This window comes from Phyllobacterium sp. 1468 (assembly GCF_031455525.1).
Taxonomy (GTDB): domain Bacteria; phylum Pseudomonadota; class Alphaproteobacteria; order Rhizobiales; family Rhizobiaceae; genus Phyllobacterium.
The window spans coordinates 89,151-105,152 of record NZ_JAVDSX010000005.1 but is presented as its reverse complement, the minus strand read 5'-3'; the positions used below and the strand labels follow the sequence as shown (position 1 = coordinate 105,152).

15 protein-coding genes are annotated in these 16,002 nt (G+C 58.0%); 8 read left to right on the top strand and 7 right to left on the bottom strand.

Going from position 1 to position 16,002, the window contains the following annotated elements; translation table 11 throughout:
* Positions 1 to 32: 32 nt before the first annotated feature.
* The 3 genes from J2X72_RS15125 to J2X72_RS15115 all read right to left on the bottom strand — a co-directional run bounded on the left by J2X72_RS15125 (position 33) and on the right by J2X72_RS15115 (position 3,929).
* Positions 33 to 1,403 carry a glutamine synthetase family protein gene (locus J2X72_RS15125; protein ID WP_210003255.1) on the bottom strand — a complete coding sequence of 457 codons (1,371 nt, stop codon included), beginning with the start codon at positions 1,401 to 1,403 and terminating at the stop codon, positions 33 to 35.
* Between the two features lie 79 nt (positions 1,404 to 1,482).
* Positions 1,483 to 3,036, bottom strand: coding sequence for an amino acid permease (locus tag J2X72_RS15120; protein WP_210003256.1), 1,554 nt, complete (start codon positions 3,034 to 3,036; stop codon positions 1,483 to 1,485).
* 68 nt (positions 3,037 to 3,104) lie between these two features.
* The gene (locus tag J2X72_RS15115) at positions 3,105 to 3,929 is read right to left on the bottom strand and encodes an N-formylglutamate amidohydrolase (protein ID WP_310073207.1); all 825 of its coding nucleotides are present in this window, start codon (positions 3,927 to 3,929) and stop codon (positions 3,105 to 3,107) included.
* Between the two features lie 124 nt (positions 3,930 to 4,053).
* On the opposite strand from J2X72_RS15115, the gene J2X72_RS15110 reads away from it, so the two are divergent.
* The 3 genes from J2X72_RS15110 to J2X72_RS15100 all read left to right on the top strand — a co-directional run bounded on the left by J2X72_RS15110 (position 4,054) and on the right by J2X72_RS15100 (position 7,203).
* On the top strand, positions 4,054 to 4,887 hold the full coding sequence (locus J2X72_RS15110; RefSeq protein ID WP_210003258.1) for a MurR/RpiR family transcriptional regulator: 834 nt from the start codon (positions 4,054 to 4,056) through the stop codon (positions 4,885 to 4,887).
* Between the two features lie 132 nt (positions 4,888 to 5,019).
* Positions 5,020 to 6,438 (top strand): NADP-dependent phosphogluconate dehydrogenase, encoded by a 1,419-nt coding sequence (gndA, locus tag J2X72_RS15105; protein ID WP_210003259.1) that lies wholly within the window; start codon positions 5,020 to 5,022, stop codon positions 6,436 to 6,438.
* 150 nt (positions 6,439 to 6,588) lie between these two features.
* A complete protein-coding gene (locus J2X72_RS15100; protein ID WP_310073206.1) occupies positions 6,589 to 7,203 on the top strand; it encodes an alpha/beta hydrolase in 615 nt (204 codons plus the stop codon).
* A 33-nt stretch (positions 7,204 to 7,236) separates the two neighbouring features.
* Here J2X72_RS15100 and J2X72_RS15095 read toward each other — a convergent pair whose 3' ends face one another.
* Together J2X72_RS15095 and odc2 are read right to left on the bottom strand one after the other, a co-directional pair.
* Positions 7,237 to 7,851: an N-acetyltransferase gene (locus tag J2X72_RS15095; RefSeq protein WP_310073205.1), complete on the bottom strand. Its 615-nt coding sequence runs from the start codon at positions 7,849 to 7,851 to the stop codon at positions 7,237 to 7,239.
* Positions 7,852 to 7,935: 84 nt separating this feature from the next.
* On the bottom strand, positions 7,936 to 9,069 hold the full coding sequence (gene odc2 / locus J2X72_RS15090) for an ornithine/lysine decarboxylase (RefSeq protein WP_310073203.1): 1,134 nt from the start codon (positions 9,067 to 9,069) through the stop codon (positions 7,936 to 7,938).
* Between the two features lie 538 nt (positions 9,070 to 9,607).
* Between odc2 and J2X72_RS15085 the strand changes: the two genes are divergently transcribed.
* The 4 genes from J2X72_RS15085 (at position 9,608) to J2X72_RS15070 (ending at position 13,508) form a co-directional block, all read left to right on the top strand.
* Positions 9,608 to 10,798: an amidase gene (locus J2X72_RS15085; protein WP_310073202.1), complete on the top strand. Its 1,191-nt coding sequence runs from the start codon at positions 9,608 to 9,610 to the stop codon at positions 10,796 to 10,798.
* Positions 10,798 to 11,697 carry a LysR family transcriptional regulator gene (locus J2X72_RS15080; protein WP_210003264.1) on the top strand — a complete coding sequence of 300 codons (900 nt, stop codon included), beginning with the start codon at positions 10,798 to 10,800 and terminating at the stop codon, positions 11,695 to 11,697. The genes J2X72_RS15085 and J2X72_RS15080 overlap by 1 nt, the downstream gene beginning before the upstream one ends.
* Positions 11,698 to 11,777: 80 nt before the next feature.
* Entirely contained in the window at positions 11,778 to 12,437 is a 660-nt protein-coding gene (locus tag J2X72_RS15075; RefSeq protein ID WP_310073200.1) for a DUF1007 family protein, read from the top strand.
* A 12-nt stretch (positions 12,438 to 12,449) separates the two neighbouring features.
* A complete protein-coding gene (locus tag J2X72_RS15070; protein WP_310073198.1) occupies positions 12,450 to 13,508 on the top strand; it encodes a nickel/cobalt transporter in 1,059 nt (352 codons plus the stop codon).
* A 24-nt stretch (positions 13,509 to 13,532) separates the two neighbouring features.
* On the opposite strand, the gene J2X72_RS15065 is transcribed toward J2X72_RS15070, so the two are convergent.
* Both J2X72_RS15065 and J2X72_RS15060 read right to left on the bottom strand, forming a co-directional pair.
* Complete coding sequence (locus J2X72_RS15065; protein WP_310073196.1) at positions 13,533 to 13,745, bottom strand: hypothetical protein; 213 nt, start codon at positions 13,743 to 13,745, stop codon at positions 13,533 to 13,535.
* A gap of 215 nt (positions 13,746 to 13,960) precedes the next feature.
* A complete protein-coding gene (locus J2X72_RS15060) occupies positions 13,961 to 14,632 on the bottom strand; it encodes a GNAT family protein (RefSeq protein WP_310073194.1) in 672 nt (223 codons plus the stop codon).
* 93 nt (positions 14,633 to 14,725) lie between these two features.
* Between J2X72_RS15060 and J2X72_RS15055 the strand changes: the two genes are divergently transcribed.
* Positions 14,726 to 15,895: a pyridoxal phosphate-dependent aminotransferase gene (locus tag J2X72_RS15055; RefSeq protein WP_210003269.1), complete on the top strand. Its 1,170-nt coding sequence runs from the start codon at positions 14,726 to 14,728 to the stop codon at positions 15,893 to 15,895.
* The last annotated feature ends 107 nt before the right edge of the window (positions 15,896 to 16,002 follow it).

Sequence of the window (16,002 nt, the reverse complement as noted above, 5' to 3'; positions counted from 1 at the left end):
GCAAAACCTCTGCGTTCTTGATCTTAAAGTCTTCAATACCGTTCGAAGCCGCGATGCAACTCCCAGTCCGTCACGCGGCGGTCGTATTCGAATTGTTCCCACTTTGCCGTGTGGACATAGTGCTCGACCACGTCTTCACCGAGCGCTTCCTTCAGCATTTTTGAGCGACCGAGCGTATCTGTCGCCTCGCGCAGCGTCTTCGGGATTTCCCTCAGGCGCGCCCCGCCATAGGCATCGCCCTGGAAGGGCTTGCCAAGTTCCAGCTTCTCATCGATGCCGGCAAGACCGGAAGCGATCAGCCCGGCAAAGGCGAGATAGGGGTTGAGATCGGCACCGCCGATGCGGCATTCGATACGGATCCCTTTCGTGCCTTCACCGCAGAGCCGGAAACCGGCGGTGCGATTGTCAAGACTCCACACATTCTTGGTCGGGGCGAAGGTGCCCGCCTGGAACCGCTTGTAGGAGTTGATGTAGGGCGCAAGGAAATAGGTGAAGTCATCGGCATATTTCAGCTGCCCGGCCACCCACTGCCGCATCAGCGGCGACATCGTGTATTCCGCCTTCTTGTCGTAGAACAGCGGCGTCTTGCCATCGGCGCTCCACAGGGAGTTGTGGACATGGCTGGAGCTCCCTGCCAGTGAATAGTCGTACTTTGCCATGAAGGTGATCGCCTTGCCCATCTGGGTGGCGATCTCCTTGCAGCCGTTCTTCATGACGACATGTCGGTCGGCCATTTCCAGCGCTTCCGCATAGCGGACATTGATCTCTTCCTGGCCCGGACCCCATTCGCCCTTGGAATTCTCGACGGGAATACCGGCATCGAACAGCCCGTTGCGGATGGCCCGCATGACTGCGTCTTCCTTGGTGGTCATCTGGATCACATAATCCTGGATATAAGGCGACGCCGTATTCATGCCCTTCCAGTGCTTGCCACGGGCGGTCTCATAGGTCTCGTCAAAGAGATAGAATTCGAGCTCGGAGGCAAAGTAGGCGAGATAGCCGCGCTCCTTCAGCCGGGCGAGCTGGCGCTTCAGGATACTGCGCGGCGAATGCGCCAGGTCCTCATGGTGATGGTGATCAAGAATATCGCACAGCACCAGCGCGCATTTTTCCAGCCATGGAATATGCCGGATCGTCGAGAGGTCCGGCTTGATGACGAAATCGCCATAGCCCTGTTTCCAGCTCGCAGCCTTGTAGCCGGGCACCGGTTCCATATCGATATCGTTGGCGAGCAGGTAGTTGCAGCCATGCGTTTCGTCGTGGGCGGACTCGACGAAATACGTAGCGTGGAACCGCTTGCCGATCAGCCGGCCCTGCATATCGACGAAACAGGCAAGAACCGTATCAATCTCGCCATTGTTCACACGGCGCTTTAGATCGTCGAAACTCCAATGTCCGGGCATATTGTTTCCTTTGAAATGTCGCTGCGGGTCAAAATAAAAGGGGCGACCGGCGCCAAACCGGTCGCCCCTTTGCTTGAAATCAGGTTCGTTCGCCGACGGCCTGCTCCGCTGCCTTGATCGCAGCCTGACGTGCAGCGATGATCTCGCCAAGCGGCGGGCCCTGGAACCGGCGTTTCTCGAATGCGAACCATACGATCGCCGTGAGGATGAAGAACCCGACGGTGATGTAGAGCGCCCAGTCGTTAGGAGGCTGGATGCCGATGATAAAGATGAGGATCATCGAAAGGATAGAGAGGATCGCAAACAGCGTGAAGACGCCGCGTCCCATGTTCCATGGCCCCATCTTGTCCCATTTCGGCGTTCCCCAGGCAAGCAGGCCGAGTACGATCGGCACTGTGAACGAGAGGAACAGGAAGATAACCGTGCAGGATACGACGATCGTATAGGCCGAGGTGCCGGCGACAGAAACGACCGACGAGCCCCAGACGAAAAGCACGGATAGAACCGCCGACGTCCAGATGGCGGCGACCGGCGTGCGATACGTCGGGCTCACCTTGGCGAGTGCAGCGGATCCCGGCAGGCCGCCATCACGCGAAAAGGCGAAGATCATGCGCGAGGCTGACGTCACGGTCGCGAGACCGCAAAGCAGCTGCGCAACGAAGACGACGAGATAGACGAATTCCTTGAGCCCGGTCCCGACGCGTTGGTCGAAGGCCCAGAAAAAGACGTTCCAGCCCTGTGCTGCGGCTTCATCCATGTTCGGAATCATCAGGATGAAGGCAGCAAGGAACAGGTAGCCGAAAATCGCTGACCAAACGACCGACATGACCATGGCGCGCGGTACCGAATGTGCTGCCTTGATCGTTTCCTCCGACGTATGGGCCGAAGCGTCATAGCCGGTGATCGTATAGATCGGCAGCAAGAGGCCAAGCGCGAATACCCACCAGTTCGAAACGGCAGGCCATACATTGCCGCCCGCCTCACCGGAGTAGTTATGGAAGGTGAACAGGCGGCTGAAATCCCACGTGTCGGCTGCGAACAGGCACACGACAGCAATGAGAATCGAGCCAAAGAAGATCAGGTAACCGGAAAAATCCGTGAGCTTGGCTGTCAACTTGATGCCGAGATGGTTGATCAATGCCTGAGCGCCGGTGATGATGATCAGGAAGATCGTTTGCGTCATGAGCGTGTTCTCGATGCCAAGGCTCGGACCGAAAGCACCTACGAAGAACGTCCATGTGCCCACATTGATGGCACCGAGAACGGTGATGAGGCCAAGCAGATTAAGCCATGCCGTAACCCAGCCCGTGCCTCGATTGCCGAGGATCGAACCCCAATGATAGAGCCCGCCGGCAGTTGGATAGGCCGAACTGATCTGCGACATGGCGACGGCGAAGGTCAGCGAAACGAAACAACCCACCAGCCAGCCGATGCCGATACCGATACCGCCGGCACCGGAGGTGGCCTGCGCCAGCGAGTTGATGCCGCCGGAAAGAATGCAGATGATTGAGAAAGATACGGCGAAGTTCGAAAAGCGGCTGAGCCGCCGCTCCAGCTCTTGGGCATATCCCATGCTGTGGAGGACCTTTATGTCCTCCGATTTGTCTGTCTCAGTATAGTCTTGCTGTGTCATCACGTTCCCCTATTATTCTGGTAAGTTGCAACGTCAGATACTCGCGAGAGCGTTACTCCGTAGTTTTCTTATGCAGTCCCCTTCTTGGCGAACCCCTTGCTTTCGAACGCGATGGGTTCCACGTTCTCCCTCAGCAGCCTGGAAAGCATGACGCCCCACGCCTGTTCTTCTGATGGTGTGGTGATCAGGTCGTTTCGAATCTCGATCATCACAGCCGGCAATCCAAAGGCAGAAGCGTGTCGCTCCAGTGTGTAATAGACACGGTCTGCTGGTGAATAAGGTTGGTTGATGCCGACATTGAACAGCTTCAATGCCTGCAGCCCGGCAATCAATGGCGCGGCCACCCGATCATCGTCATCATGGATGATGCCGATGTGCCAGGGGCGCTCAATTCCGCGATAGACCGGTGTATAGGAATGCACCGCCACGTAGATCGGATCAGGCAGGCCTTTCGTCGTCCGCTCACCTGCCAGTTTCTCGATGGCGGTGTGATATGGCCCGTGCGAAAGCGTTACACGCCGCAACCTGGCAGCTTCATCCAGATCCACGTTGCCCGGAATCGTCGTCACTTCACTTAACGAGGGCACCAGGTCCGGCGCATCGAGCGGGCGGTTGCAATCGATCATGAGGCGCGACACGCAGGATTCAACCAGTGGCGCGTCGAGATCGCGGCTCATCACCTCGCTAACGCCAAGCGCGCCGGGGTCCCAGGCAATATGTTTCTGCAAGTCGTCCGGATCGAGGCCAAGCGAGCCGAAGCCATCAGGGATGTAGTTGGAGGCATGGTCGCAAAGGATGACAAACCGTGAGCGCCCGTCGGGGTTCGATACCCGGACTGGAGCCCAGTCGTCCGCCACTGTCCGCGGCGTCCTTTGAGAAAGGCGTTGGCCCATCTTGCCCTCTTCGGCAAATGTATCTTACGTTACATTTTCTGTTTTTATTTCCACTCTCGTATGATTTGATACAGAACAGGCAAGATTGTCAAATCCGAAAACCGGATTTCGTGGGGAAACATCGATGACGACCAGCATTTCCGAGCTGATAGCTGAGAGAATCGACGCAATGCCCGCATCGGAACGCAAGGCCGCGCAGACACTGATCGCCAATTATCCATTGATAGGCTTGCGCACTGTGGCCGAGTTTTCGACTCAAGCCGGTGTCAGTTCGCCGACGATTCTCCGTTTTGTTTCCCGCCTTGGCTTCCAGAGCTACCCGGATTTCCAGGGAGCACTGCAGGAGGAACTGGCCGCCCAGGTGCAATCGCCATGGAACCGCGCGAGCACGATCCAGACCGCGAAAGACGGCCCGGTATTCCCTCTCATGGAAGCCGCAATCGAGAATATTCGCGAGACGTTCCAGCATCTCTCGGCACAACAACTGGATGACGTCACCAACGCCATCAGCCGCAGCCGCGCCCGCATCTACCTTCTGGGTGGCCGCTTTACCGATCCGATTGCCAGATACATGGCCGCGCATTTAAAAATCACCAGACCTGGCGTGACCCACCTCACTGGCCAGGAAAGCCACTGGCGCGACCACCTGATCGACATGGGAAAGAAGGATGTCCTCGTCATATTCGATATCCGCCGCTACCAGCAGAGCCTGATCCGCTTCGCCGAAAAGGCGCAGGCACGCGGGGTGGAGATTGTCCTGATAACCGATCAATGGCTTTCGCCCATCGCCCGCTTCGCCCGTCATGTCATCGCCGGTCGCACGGCCGTGCCCTCGCCCTGGGACTCGTCTGCGACGCTGTTCCTTGTGGCCGAGACCTTGATCGCAGAAGTCACGCGCAAACTGGAAAAGAGCGGCGCCGATCGCATCCGAGATATGGAAAAGCTGCGTGATAATTAGATTGTGAACACAACCAGAGCAGGTTTTGTTTAGTCAAAGCCATTGCCGCCGTTGCCCGTTGCTATACAAATGCTCATCCGGACCGAAGCCGTCCCTCGGACCTGAGCATCGAAATAAGCAAGGACTAAAATCATGCAGCAAGCTGACATCGGATTGATCGGCCTTGGCGTCATGGGCGCCAATCTGGCGCTCAATATCGCTGAAAACGGTTATCGAGTCGCGGTTTTCAACAGGACAGTGGCAAAGACTCACGAGTTCTACGAGGAGGCCGGTAGCCTGAAAGGCCAGATTATTCCTTGCGAAACATTGGAAGATCTCGCGAAGAATATCCGCGCACCGCGCCCGATCATCCTGATGGTCAAGGCCGGAGAAGCCGTCGACGAGCAGATTGCCGCGCTGAAGCCGTTCCTTGCAAAGGAAGACATCATCATCGATGCCGGCAATGCCAATTTCCACGATACGGTACGGCGTCTTGCCGAACTCGGACCCAATGATCCGACATTCGTTGGCATGGGCGTTTCCGGCGGCGAAGAAGGCGCGCGGCATGGCCCGTCGATCATGGTCGGGGGAACTCCTGAATCCTATGCCCGCATAGAGCCGGTGCTGACGGCAATTTCCGCGAAGTACCAGGGCGAATCCTGCTCGGCACTTCTCGGCCCTGATGGTGCCGGGCATTTCGTCAAGACCATCCACAACGGCATCGAATATGCTGACATGCAGATGATTGCAGAGGTCTATGGCGTGTTGCGCGACGGCCTCGGCCTCGCTCCTCCTGCCATCGGCAAGATTTTCGAGAAATGGAATGCGGGCCCGCTGAATTCGTACCTCATCGAAATCACTGCCAAGGTCCTGGCTGCAACCGACAAGAAGACTGGACAACCCGCGGTCGACGTCATCCTCGACAGCGCGGGCCAAAAGGGAACCGGGCGCTGGGCTGCCATCGAGGCGCAGATGCTCGGCATTCCGGCAACCGGTATCGAGGCAGCCGTCGCCGCACGATCGATCTCGTCGCTGGTCAAGGAACGCGGTGAAGCGTCAAAAGCCTATTCCGAACTGAAGACGGCCAAGCTCTCAGACGGAAGCGCGGCCTTCATCGACGCGCTGGAAGACGGTTTGCTGGCCGGCAAGATTGCCGCCTATGCTCAGGGCTTCGATGTCATGGCAGGTGCCTCCAAGGAACATGGTTGGGATATACCGCTGGCCACCACCGCCCGTATCTGGCGCGCAGGCTGCATCATCCGCTCGCAATTCCTCGACCAGATCGCCGCTGCCTTTGAAGGCAGCGAGGGTAAAAATCTGCTGCTCGCGCCGGCTTTCGTCGAACGGATGAAAACCGGATCGCAATCCTTGCGCAAGATCGTCGCTGAAGCCGCCCTCGCAGGCCTGCCGACGCCGGCGCTGGCGGCCGCGCTAAGCTATTTTGATAGCTTCCGGCAGGCGCGCGGTACAGCCAACCTCATCCAGGCCCAGCGTGATTTCTTCGGTGCGCACGGCTTCAAACGGATTGGCGAGGAAGGCGATTTTCATGGTCCCTGGTCGGAAGCCGATTAGGTCCCATGTTCAATTGGATTGTCTATGGGACAGCGACAGTGCATCAAGCGAGTGCCGGGTTTAATGACCCTGGCACCCGCCACATCTGTGGGGCATGCAAACGCAACGAGATAGCCAAGCGGACAAAGACGCCCCACTGAAAGGTTAGACATGTCGACCAACACTTACCAACACCGCATACATTCTGCTGAGCGGCCGGGAAATCCGTTGCTTTTCGTATTCCATGGCACCGGCGGTGACGAGAACCAGTTCTTCGACTTCGGCAGACAATTGTTGCCGGAAGCCGGGATTGTCTCACCCCGCGGCGATATCTCCGAGCATGGCGCCGCACGCTTCTTTCGCCGGACGCGCGAAGGCGTTTACGATATGGACGACCTTGCCGCACGCACGAGTGCCATGGCGAAGTTTGTTCGCGCGCACAAAGACAAGGCGAAGCCATCGAAAACGGTGGCACTTGGTTATTCCAACGGAGCAAACATGATCGCCTCCGTCATGCTGTCCCATCCCGAGCTTTTTGATGAAACCGTACTGATGCACCCGCTGGTTCCGTGGACGCCAGCGCCGCAAATCGGCCTCGCCGGCAAGCGCGCTCTGATCACGGCAGGAAGGTTGGACACGATCTGTCCGCCGGTTCTAACGCAGACCCTCGCAGATTATCTGATCGAGCAAGGGGTCGAGACTGATCTCGTCTGGCATTCCGGCGGCCACGAAATCCAGCAAAGCGAAGTCGCCGCCATAGAACGTTTCATTCGCGCTACGGCGTAAATGAAAACCGGCTCGAAAGGGCCGGCTTTTGTCCTATCGCGAAAACCGCAGCGAAACGGGCAATACGCGCGTCGCATGCGATGCGCGGCGGCCCCTTGGGATCAGCAACCCATGGCACCCTTCGAGATGGCCCGGCTTCAGTTCAAGCGCCAGAAAGCGCCGGCGTTCGACCGGGCCCGGCATGGCAAGGTCTGCTGTCTTCGTACCGCTGAAGCCGAAGCGCTCGTAATATTCCGGATCGCCAACCAGAATCACAGCACCATGGCCGAGCCGGGCAGCCTCCGCCGTTGCGTGCCGCATCAATGCCACGCCGATGCCCTTGCCCTTCAGCGAGGGTTCGACCGCAAGCGGTCCAAGCAGCAACGCCCGTACCGGCTTGCCTGCCGCATCATGTCCAGCCTGGATATCCCAAAGCCGCACGGTGCCGACCAGCACACCATTGATCCCGCGCGCGACGAATGCCAATCCCTCGGAGGGCAGCCGGCCGCGGCGCAGCTTTTCCGACGACTTGCGGCGACGTCCCTCACCCATGGCGCGGTCGAGCAAAGCTTCGCGAGCGCGTTCGTCCAGCGCCGTCTCGTTGCAGATGATAAAGGCCTGCGATCCGTCAGGATGCAAGTTGTCTTGGATGTATTCTTTTGCGTTCATTGTCTTGACCAGTCTTGATCATGGGATGCGTCATTGCCGCCCGGCTGGTGCCGGACAGCGGTCCATGACTGGGCTCGCGCCCAATCAGATGACGTATGATCGGAGCGGTTCAAACCCGTTGAAGGCAACCGCCGAGTAGGTCGTGGTATAGGCGCCCGTACCCTCGATCAGCACCTCGTCGCCAATGGTCAGCGATATCGGCAGCGGATAGGGGTTCTTTTCGTACATCACGTCGGCGCTGTCGCAGGTCGGGCCCGCAAGAACGCAAGGCTCGGCAAGGTCGCCATCGCGCGGCGTGGTGATCTGGTAGCGGATCGCCTCGTCCATCGTCTCGGCGAGACCGCCGAACTTGCCGATGTCGAGATAGACCCAGCGCACGTTGTCGTTGGCCGCCTTTTTCGAGACGAGCACGACTTCAGCCTTGATCACGCCGGCATTGCCGACCATGCCGCGGCCCGGCTCGATGATGGTCTCGGGCAGGCGGTTGCCGAAATGCTTGCTCAATGCCTGGAAAATCGCCTGGCCATAGGCCTGGGCGGTTGGCACGTCCTTGAGGTAACGGGTCGGAAAACCGCCGCCCATGTTGACCATCTTCAACGTGATACCTTCCATGGCGAGCTTGTCGAAGACGTACTTCGCATCGCCGAGCGCGCGGTCCCAGGCAGCGAGGTCCGTCTGCTGCGACCCGACGTGGAACGATACGCCGTAGCTGTCGAGGCCAAGCTTCTGGGCAGCAAGAAGAACATCTACGGCCATCGCAGGCACGCAGCCAAACTTGCGCGACAGCGGCCATTCGGCACCGGCGCCATCGGTCAAAACGCGGCAGAATACACGGGAACCGGGAGCAGCGCGGGCTACTTTCTCGACTTCCTCGATGCAATCCACGGCGAAGAGGCGAATCCCGAGCTCGAAAGCGCGCGCGATATCGCGCTCCTTCTTGATCGTATTGCCGAAGGAGATACGGTCAGCCGTCGCCCCGGCGTCAAGCGCCATTTCCGCTTCGGCAACAGAGGCTGTGTCGAAATTGGAACCGAGCGACGCGAGCAGGCGCAGGATTTCCGGCGCAGGATTGGCCTTCACCGCATAGAATATCTTCGATTCCGGCAAAGCCATCTCGAAATTATGATAGTTCTCACGCACCACTTCCAGATCGAGCACCATGCAAGGGCCGTTCGGACGTCGGGTGTTGATGAAGTCGATAATGCGCTGCGTAGCCATGTTAAGCTCCAATTCCACAGCGGCTGGTATGGCCGCTCAAGCAATCGCGATTTCACGGGACGCACCCTGAAAAATCGCTAGGACAAAGTGCATGAATCCGTCCCTCGTGAAGCCAGCCTTTGGAGATGCTGGAACACGCGAATGGTCATGCGGCGATGGATCAACGCTAAAGTCAGCGTCAGTCCGCTTTGTCTGCCTTGGCTTGGATGAACCCATCCGCACTACCGGCAATGAAGGTGTGCCTCTTCAGTAATTCCGGCTTATGGACAGCCGAAAGACACCAGAAAGGCCCGCACCGTCGTTGCTTCAGATGTCCTCAGCTTGGCGGTAGGCCGACAAACTGACTGGAGGGGTTAGTTCCAGGTACCATACCGTTTCCTCACCATAATGAAGATCGGCGGACACCCATGGGCACGTGCGACTTTGGGCAAGGGGCATATAAGAGGAAAGATGTGTCCAATCAATGAAAATAATGCGGCAGCGTAAAATTTTTTATTCATTGAACAACGGGGGATAAATACCATAGAATCATTGAACGATGAGCACAATTCCCCCGCTAAATGCCCTTCTTGATTTACCCATGGTTAACCTTTCGTCGGGCGATGGCCCGCTGAACGGCGAAACACTCGGCGTCAAAGATATATTTGACGTTACCGGCATGCGTACCGGTTGCGGAAATCCGCAGAAATATGGCGAATCACTGCTTGCAACCCGGACCGCCCCCGCAGTTCAAAGCCTGTTCGATGCTGGGGCACACTTCATCGGCAAGACGCAAACAGATGAACTCGCCTTCTCCATGATGGGCCAGAATGTTCATTTTCCCTTCCCCGTGAACCCGCAGGCTCCGGATCGCGTGACCGGTGGCTCGTCTTCGGGTTCCGCCTCGGCGGTAGCGGGCGGTCTAGCCACCATTGCAGTGGGTTCCGACACGGGCGGATCGATCCGTGCTCCGGCGAGCTTCTGCGGTCTGGTAGGGCTTCGCACGTCCCACGGACGCATCTCTCTCGAGGGGACCATGCCGCTCGCCCATTCGTTGGATACGTTCGGCTGGTTCGCCAGGGACATTGCGCTCTATGAAAAAGTCGGCGCCGTTTTGCTTGGGCCGGACACCGCCGAGTTCAAACTCAATCGTCCGATCTTCTTTCCGCTGCTCGAACACCTCCTGCTTGGTGAAGCGGAAGATACGGCCTACCGGAACATGTACGCGATCGTCAGCGGCCATCTCGGCCATGCTCGCTCGGCGCGTCAGCCGACCGCATCCATGGACGATCTCTATTTGTGTTTGCGCCAGGTCCAGGCGTTTGAAGCATGGAGCGAACATGGCGCATGGATTTCGGCGAAGGAGCGCAATCTCGGTCCTGCGGTCAAGGATCGTTTCGATTATGGCTTGACCATCGATCTTGAAACCTATCAGCGGCAAATGACGCGCCGCGATCTGTTCCGCAGCGAGTTCGCCGACCTGTTGAAGGACGACGGCATCATGGTCCTGCCGACAGTCCCGGGTGCAGCGCCGCTCGTGAGCACATCGTTCGAGGATAGCCAGGCCTATCGTGAGCGCTGCGTGCGGCTGTTCTGCCTTTCCGGCCTTTCCGGTTTTCCCCAGATCACCCTGCCGCTCGGCGAAGTGCATGGCGCACCCTTCGGCATTTCGCTGATTGGCCCGAACGGCAGCGACCGTGCCCTGATCAAACTTGGCCGCGCTATTCTTAACAATACCGAAAGAACCTGATGGACACGCTCACCCGCATGCGCGCATTTATCGACGTCGTCGAAGCGGAGGGTTTTTCGGCGGCCGCGCGGAAGATCGGGCGCTCCAAGGCTCTCCTGTCCAAATATGTGCGCGAACTGGAAGATGAACTCGGTGCATTGCTGCTCAACCGCACGACGAGACAGTTTTCCCTGACCGAGGCTGGCCACACCTACTACCAGCGCGCCAGTGAAATCCTGCGCGAGGTCGAGAGTCTGCAGGAAACGGTGCGCGAGTCGAGCAGCGATATCAGAGGCCGCATCAAGATCTCTGCCTCGCGATCCTTTGCTGATGCGGACATCGGCCAATGCCTCATCGATTTCTGCGCCGAGCAGCCCGATATCATTCTCGATGTGCGGCTGGACGACCGCTTTGTCGATCTGGTCGAGGAAGGTTTCGATCTCGCCATACGCATCACCCGCATGCAGGACTCGTCCCTCATCGCCAAGCGGCTCGCCCCCTTTCGGGTCGTCGCCTGCGGCACGCATGAACTGATCGAGCGGGTTGGAAAACCGGAACGGCCGGAGCAGCTATCCTCTCTGCCCTGTATCGTGGACACCAACAATCGCTCCCGCAATACCTGGCAGTTCCAGAAAGAGAATGGGCCGTCGATTTCCGTCCAGCTATCCGGTCCCATGGAAATCAACAGCCCGCTCGCAACCCGCCGCGCGGCGCTCGCCGGGTTGGGCTTTGCCCTGCTACCTGATTTCATTGCTCAGCCAGATATCGAAAGCGGCAGACTTGTCGCAGTGCTTGAAGAATTTGTCATGCATGACGCCGGAATTTATGCGGTCTACCCGCATCGCCGTTATCTGCCGGCAAAGGTAAGAGTTCTGGTCGACTATCTGGCCAAGTGGTTCAAGGACAATCGCCGCGCCTGAGCAATCATGCTGTAATAATATATCGTCCCAATTTCGCCAATTTCGCATAGTCCTCTGCGCCAACCATTAAGGGCAACTCCATGCACCAACGATTCGGGGTTTACATCGGCGCACTGGCGACGGGATTGACCTTCGCCACGCCGGCCTACGTGCACCCGCATGTCTTTGCCGAAGCGCGTCTCGATATCACCATCAAGCCGGACGGCACCGTCGAGAAGCTCGGCCATGTCTGGCGTTTCGACGATCTGTTCTCCAGCACCGTTCTTGTCGAATTCGACAAGAACGGTGATCTGAAACTGGACGACAAGGAACTCGCCGATCTTGCCACCACCATCAACGAGTCAGTCTCCGAGTTCGATTATTTCCAGACGGTACAGCTCAATGGCAAGACAATTGTCATGGCAGCGCCCGACCGTCTGATCGCCGATTTCCAGAACAACCAATTGCTGATCATCTTCGAAAGCAAGCCGAAACAGCCGCTGAAGCTTGGCAAGAAGACAAGCTTCGGCGTCTATGACCCGACATTCTACACCGCCATCGACTATGTGAATGATAGCGACATCCACGTTACCGGCGTTCCCGAGGGCTGCACCCAGAAGGTCGTGCGCCCCGATCCAGATCAGGCGATCGCCCAGAACCAGGCAACGCTGACCGACAGTTTTTTCAACGATCCCACCGGCACCAACATGTCGAAGATATTCGCGACGCGGCTTGAAATTGAATGCCCGGCGAAGAGTTAGGACGAAGATAACATGCGGAAAAAGACCCTGTTCGGCGCACTTGCCCTCGCATTGTTTTTCAGTGGCCATGCGCTGGCGCAGAAAACGTCGCTTGGCATCGGTATGAACGAGGTTGCCATGCAACCGACAGGGCCATTCGCCGAAATCATCCTCTGGATCAACATGCAGCAGCGCAGCTTCTACCTCGCCATGACGCATGCGCTCAAAGGCATGCGCGAAGACCCATGGCAGGCGTGGATCCTCGTTGGCCTGTCATTCCTCTATGGTATTTTGCATGCGGTGGGCCCCGGCCATGGCAAGGCGGTAATTTCGTCCTACATGCTGGCCAATGAAACGACGCTGAAGCGTGGCATCGTCCTCTCTTTCGCATCGTCGATGCTGCAGGCTTTCACTGCGATCTTTATCATCGGTCTCACATTCCTCGTGCTGCGCGGCACGACGGTGTCAATGGACGATGCCACGCATTATATGGAAATGGCGAGCTTCATTCTGATCATCGCCTTCGGCCTGTCGCTGCTATGGCGCAAGGTGCCGGTGCTTTTCCGCCCGCGCGTCGCACACCTGATGCCGGAAAAGATTGTGGTAGGTCACGATCACCATCGCCATCATGATCACGATGATCACGGTCATTCGCACGGCGCCCACAGTCATGATCGCCATGACCACGGCCATCATCACAATCACGCGGCTGGCGAAGTCTGCGAAACCTGCGGCCATTCCCATGCGCCGGACCCGGCGATGATTGCCGGTGATTTCAACTGGAAAACAGCTTGGTCGGCAATTATCGCCGTTGGCCTTCGCCCATGCTCCGGCGCACTGATCGTCCTGACCTTCTCACTCTTGAACGGCCTCATCCTCGGCGGCGTTCTCTCGGTCTTCGCCATGGCGCTTGGCACCTTCATCACCGTCGCCATATTGGCAACGCTGGCTGTCACAGCAAAGAATGTCGCGCTGCGCGTTTCCGGCGCTTCCGCGCTTTCAGGCCGCGTTCAAAACATAATCGAAATTGGCGGCGCACTATTCATCGTGCTGTTTGGCGTCTTGCTACTCACTGCCTCGCTGCAATATTAGAGTCTTTCATGCCCGGATGGGGCTCTAGGGCTGGTCATTCTCATGCTGTTTCCTGGCGCGCAGCCAGAAAACTAAAAAGAACCCCGCAACAAAGACCACGGCAAAAACGCCTGCCGCCAGCGTCGATCGTTCGCCGAGCGCCAACATCAGCGTCGGCATCCAATAGGCGACGAAGCCAAAGCCAAGCATGATACAGGCGGCGGCAATGGCCGCACTACGGGTTTTCGGATCGGTCACGCTTGATTGGCCTTGTGTTCAATGCACTCAGTGCGTTGTAGCCGCGTGGCGGTTTTATGCAAGTGGTACGTCTTTTGCCCCACTTGTGGGGAGGAGGCCGCGCAGCGGCAGAGAGAGGTCTGGCTTACGGCAGGTGATTTGAAAGTTACCCTCCCCGGATCTTCGGTCGTCGCCCCGAACAAGGGAGAGGGTATGGAGAGATTACTTCTGTTAGCTCACCCGACCCGAAACGCGTCCAGCCGCTTGATCTGCGTGCCGTCTGCATCGAAATTATCCGGCGAAAGCCAGGCCTCGTAAGCAACCTTCAGCGCGGGCCATTCACTATCGATGACCGAGTACCACGCCGTGTCTCGGTTCTTGCCCTTCTGCACCATGTGCTGGCGAAAGATGCCTTCGAACTTGAAACCGAACCGCTCTGCAGCCCGCTTTGAAGGCTCGTTGGCATTGTTGCATTTCCACTCATAGCGCCGGTATCCGAGTTCGAACGCATACTTCATGAACAGGTACTGCGCTTCCGTCGCTGCCGCTTTTCGCGAAATCAGCGGTCCCCAATAGATATTGCCGATCTCGATCACACCGAATGCCGGGTCGATGCGCATCAGCGTCTGGCGTCCCGCTACCTTGCCGCTCGCCTTGTCGATCACCGCGAAGAACAGCGGGTCCTTGCTCGCTTCGACCTTTTCCAGCCACGCCCTGAACGTTTCGCGATCCTCCGCCGGATTTTCAAACAGGAACCGGAACCGTTCGCCTGCGTCTGCAACCGACGACGCCTCGTAAAGCCCGTCGCCATGTTTGGCGGCGTCGAGCGGCTCCAGCCGCACGTAGCGGCCCTCGAGCGGTTCGCGCACCGGGAGTGGGCGTGGCGTCCAGTCTTTCAGATCGGTCATGGTGAAATCGGCTCGCTGAAATTGAGAGTATTTGACTTGTTATGCCACTCCGCACACAAAGCAGAAGTTGAAAATTGTATGTGAGACAAGAAAATGCTGCGTACCATTGCTGGTTTCGACCGTATCGGCGAAGAAAATGCCTTTGCCGTCCTCGCCCGGGCTACCGCTCTCGCCGCCGAGGGCAAGGACATCATCAATCTCGGCATCGGTCAGCCGGATTTCAAAACACCCGGTCACATCGTCGAGGCCGCCATCAAGGCGCTGAAGGACGGCCATCATGGCTATACGCCAGCAAACGGCCTGCTCGCCGCCCGCGAAGCGGTGGCGCGCCGCACGCTCACCACGACAGGGATCGAGGTCTCCCCGGAAAATATCATGATCGTTCCCGGCGGCAAGGTCACGATGTTCGCTGCGATTCTCATCTTTGGCGAACCGGGGGCTGAAATCCTCTATCCGGATCCCGGCTTTCCTATCTACCGCTCGATGATCGAATTCACGGGTGCCAAGCCAATCCCTGTACCCATCCGGGAAGAAAACGGTTTTGCCTTCTCGGCGGAGGAGACCCTTGCGTTGATCACGCCTCAGACACGGCTCCTGATCCTGAATTCTCCTGCCAATCCGACCGGCGGCGTCACCCCTAAATCCGAGATCGAAAAGCTGGTGAAAGGTCTCGAAGCCCATCCGCATGTGGCGATCATGTCCGACGAGATCTACGACGTCATGACCTACGATGGCGAGGAGCATTGCTCGCTCCTCAGCTTTCCGGAAATTCGCGACCGGCTAATCATCCTCAATGGCTGGTCGAAGACCTGGGCAATGACCGGCTGGCGCATGGGCTGGTCGATCTGGCCAAATCAGCTCTATGACAAGGTGCGCAAGCTAGCGGTCAACTGCTGGTCCTGCGTCAATGCTCCGAGCCAGTTCGCCGGTATCGCGGCGATCGACGGGCCGCAGGATGATGTGGTCAGGATGTGCGAGGCTTTCGACAAACGCCGGAAGGTCGTTGTCGATGGCCTCAACAGCCTGCCCGGTATCAGCTGCGCCACACCAAAGGGTGCGTTCTATGCCTTTCCCAACGTCAAAGCGACCGGCTGGGCGGCAAAGCAGCTCGCTACGGCGCTACTGGACGAGGCAGGCGTTGCGCTGATCGGCGGACCTGATTTCGGTATTCTCGGCGAAGGCTATATCCGGCTGTCCTACGCGAATTCAGAGGAAAACATCCTCCGCGCCATCGAGCGCATGGAGAAGTTTCTGGCGAAGTAGTCAGCAAGAGATGCGAGCGTTGAACCTATGAAGGCTTCCGACAACAAAAACCCACGCCAATTCTACCACGGAACGCGGGCCGATCTGAAAAAGGGAGACCTCATCTC

Bases quoted from the DNA above. Each gene is read 5' to 3' on its own strand.
- J2X72_RS15060 (WP_310073194.1), bottom strand. From the start codon at position 14,632: ATGACCGATCTGAAAGACTGGACGCCACGCCCACTCCCGGTGCGCGAA.
- odc2 (WP_310073203.1), bottom strand. From the start codon at position 9,069: ATGGCTACGCAGCGCATTATCGACTTCATCAACACCCGACGTCCGAAC.
- J2X72_RS15080 (WP_210003264.1), top strand. From the start codon at position 10,798: ATGGACACGCTCACCCGCATGCGCGCATTTATCGACGTCGTCGAAGCG.
- J2X72_RS15055 (WP_210003269.1), top strand. From the start codon at position 14,726: ATGCTGCGTACCATTGCTGGTTTCGACCGTATCGGCGAAGAAAATGCC.
- J2X72_RS15115 (WP_310073207.1), bottom strand. From the start codon at position 3,929: ATGGGCCAACGCCTTTCTCAAAGGACGCCGCGGACAGTGGCGGACGAC.
- J2X72_RS15110 (WP_210003258.1), top strand. From the start codon at position 4,054: ATGACGACCAGCATTTCCGAGCTGATAGCTGAGAGAATCGACGCAATG.
- J2X72_RS15070 (WP_310073198.1), top strand. From the start codon at position 12,450: ATGCGGAAAAAGACCCTGTTCGGCGCACTTGCCCTCGCATTGTTTTTC.
- J2X72_RS15120 (WP_210003256.1), bottom strand. From the start codon at position 3,036: ATGACACAGCAAGACTATACTGAGACAGACAAATCGGAGGACATAAAG.
- J2X72_RS15085 (WP_310073202.1), top strand. From the start codon at position 9,608: ATGAGCACAATTCCCCCGCTAAATGCCCTTCTTGATTTACCCATGGTT.
- J2X72_RS15125 (WP_210003255.1), bottom strand. From the start codon at position 1,403: ATGCCCGGACATTGGAGTTTCGACGATCTAAAGCGCCGTGTGAACAAT.
- gndA (WP_210003259.1), top strand. From the start codon at position 5,020: ATGCAGCAAGCTGACATCGGATTGATCGGCCTTGGCGTCATGGGCGCC.
- J2X72_RS15095 (WP_310073205.1), bottom strand. From the start codon at position 7,851: ATGAACGCAAAAGAATACATCCAAGACAACTTGCATCCTGACGGATCG.
- J2X72_RS15100 (WP_310073206.1), top strand. From the start codon at position 6,589: ATGTCGACCAACACTTACCAACACCGCATACATTCTGCTGAGCGGCCG.
- J2X72_RS15075 (WP_310073200.1), top strand. From the start codon at position 11,778: ATGCACCAACGATTCGGGGTTTACATCGGCGCACTGGCGACGGGATTG.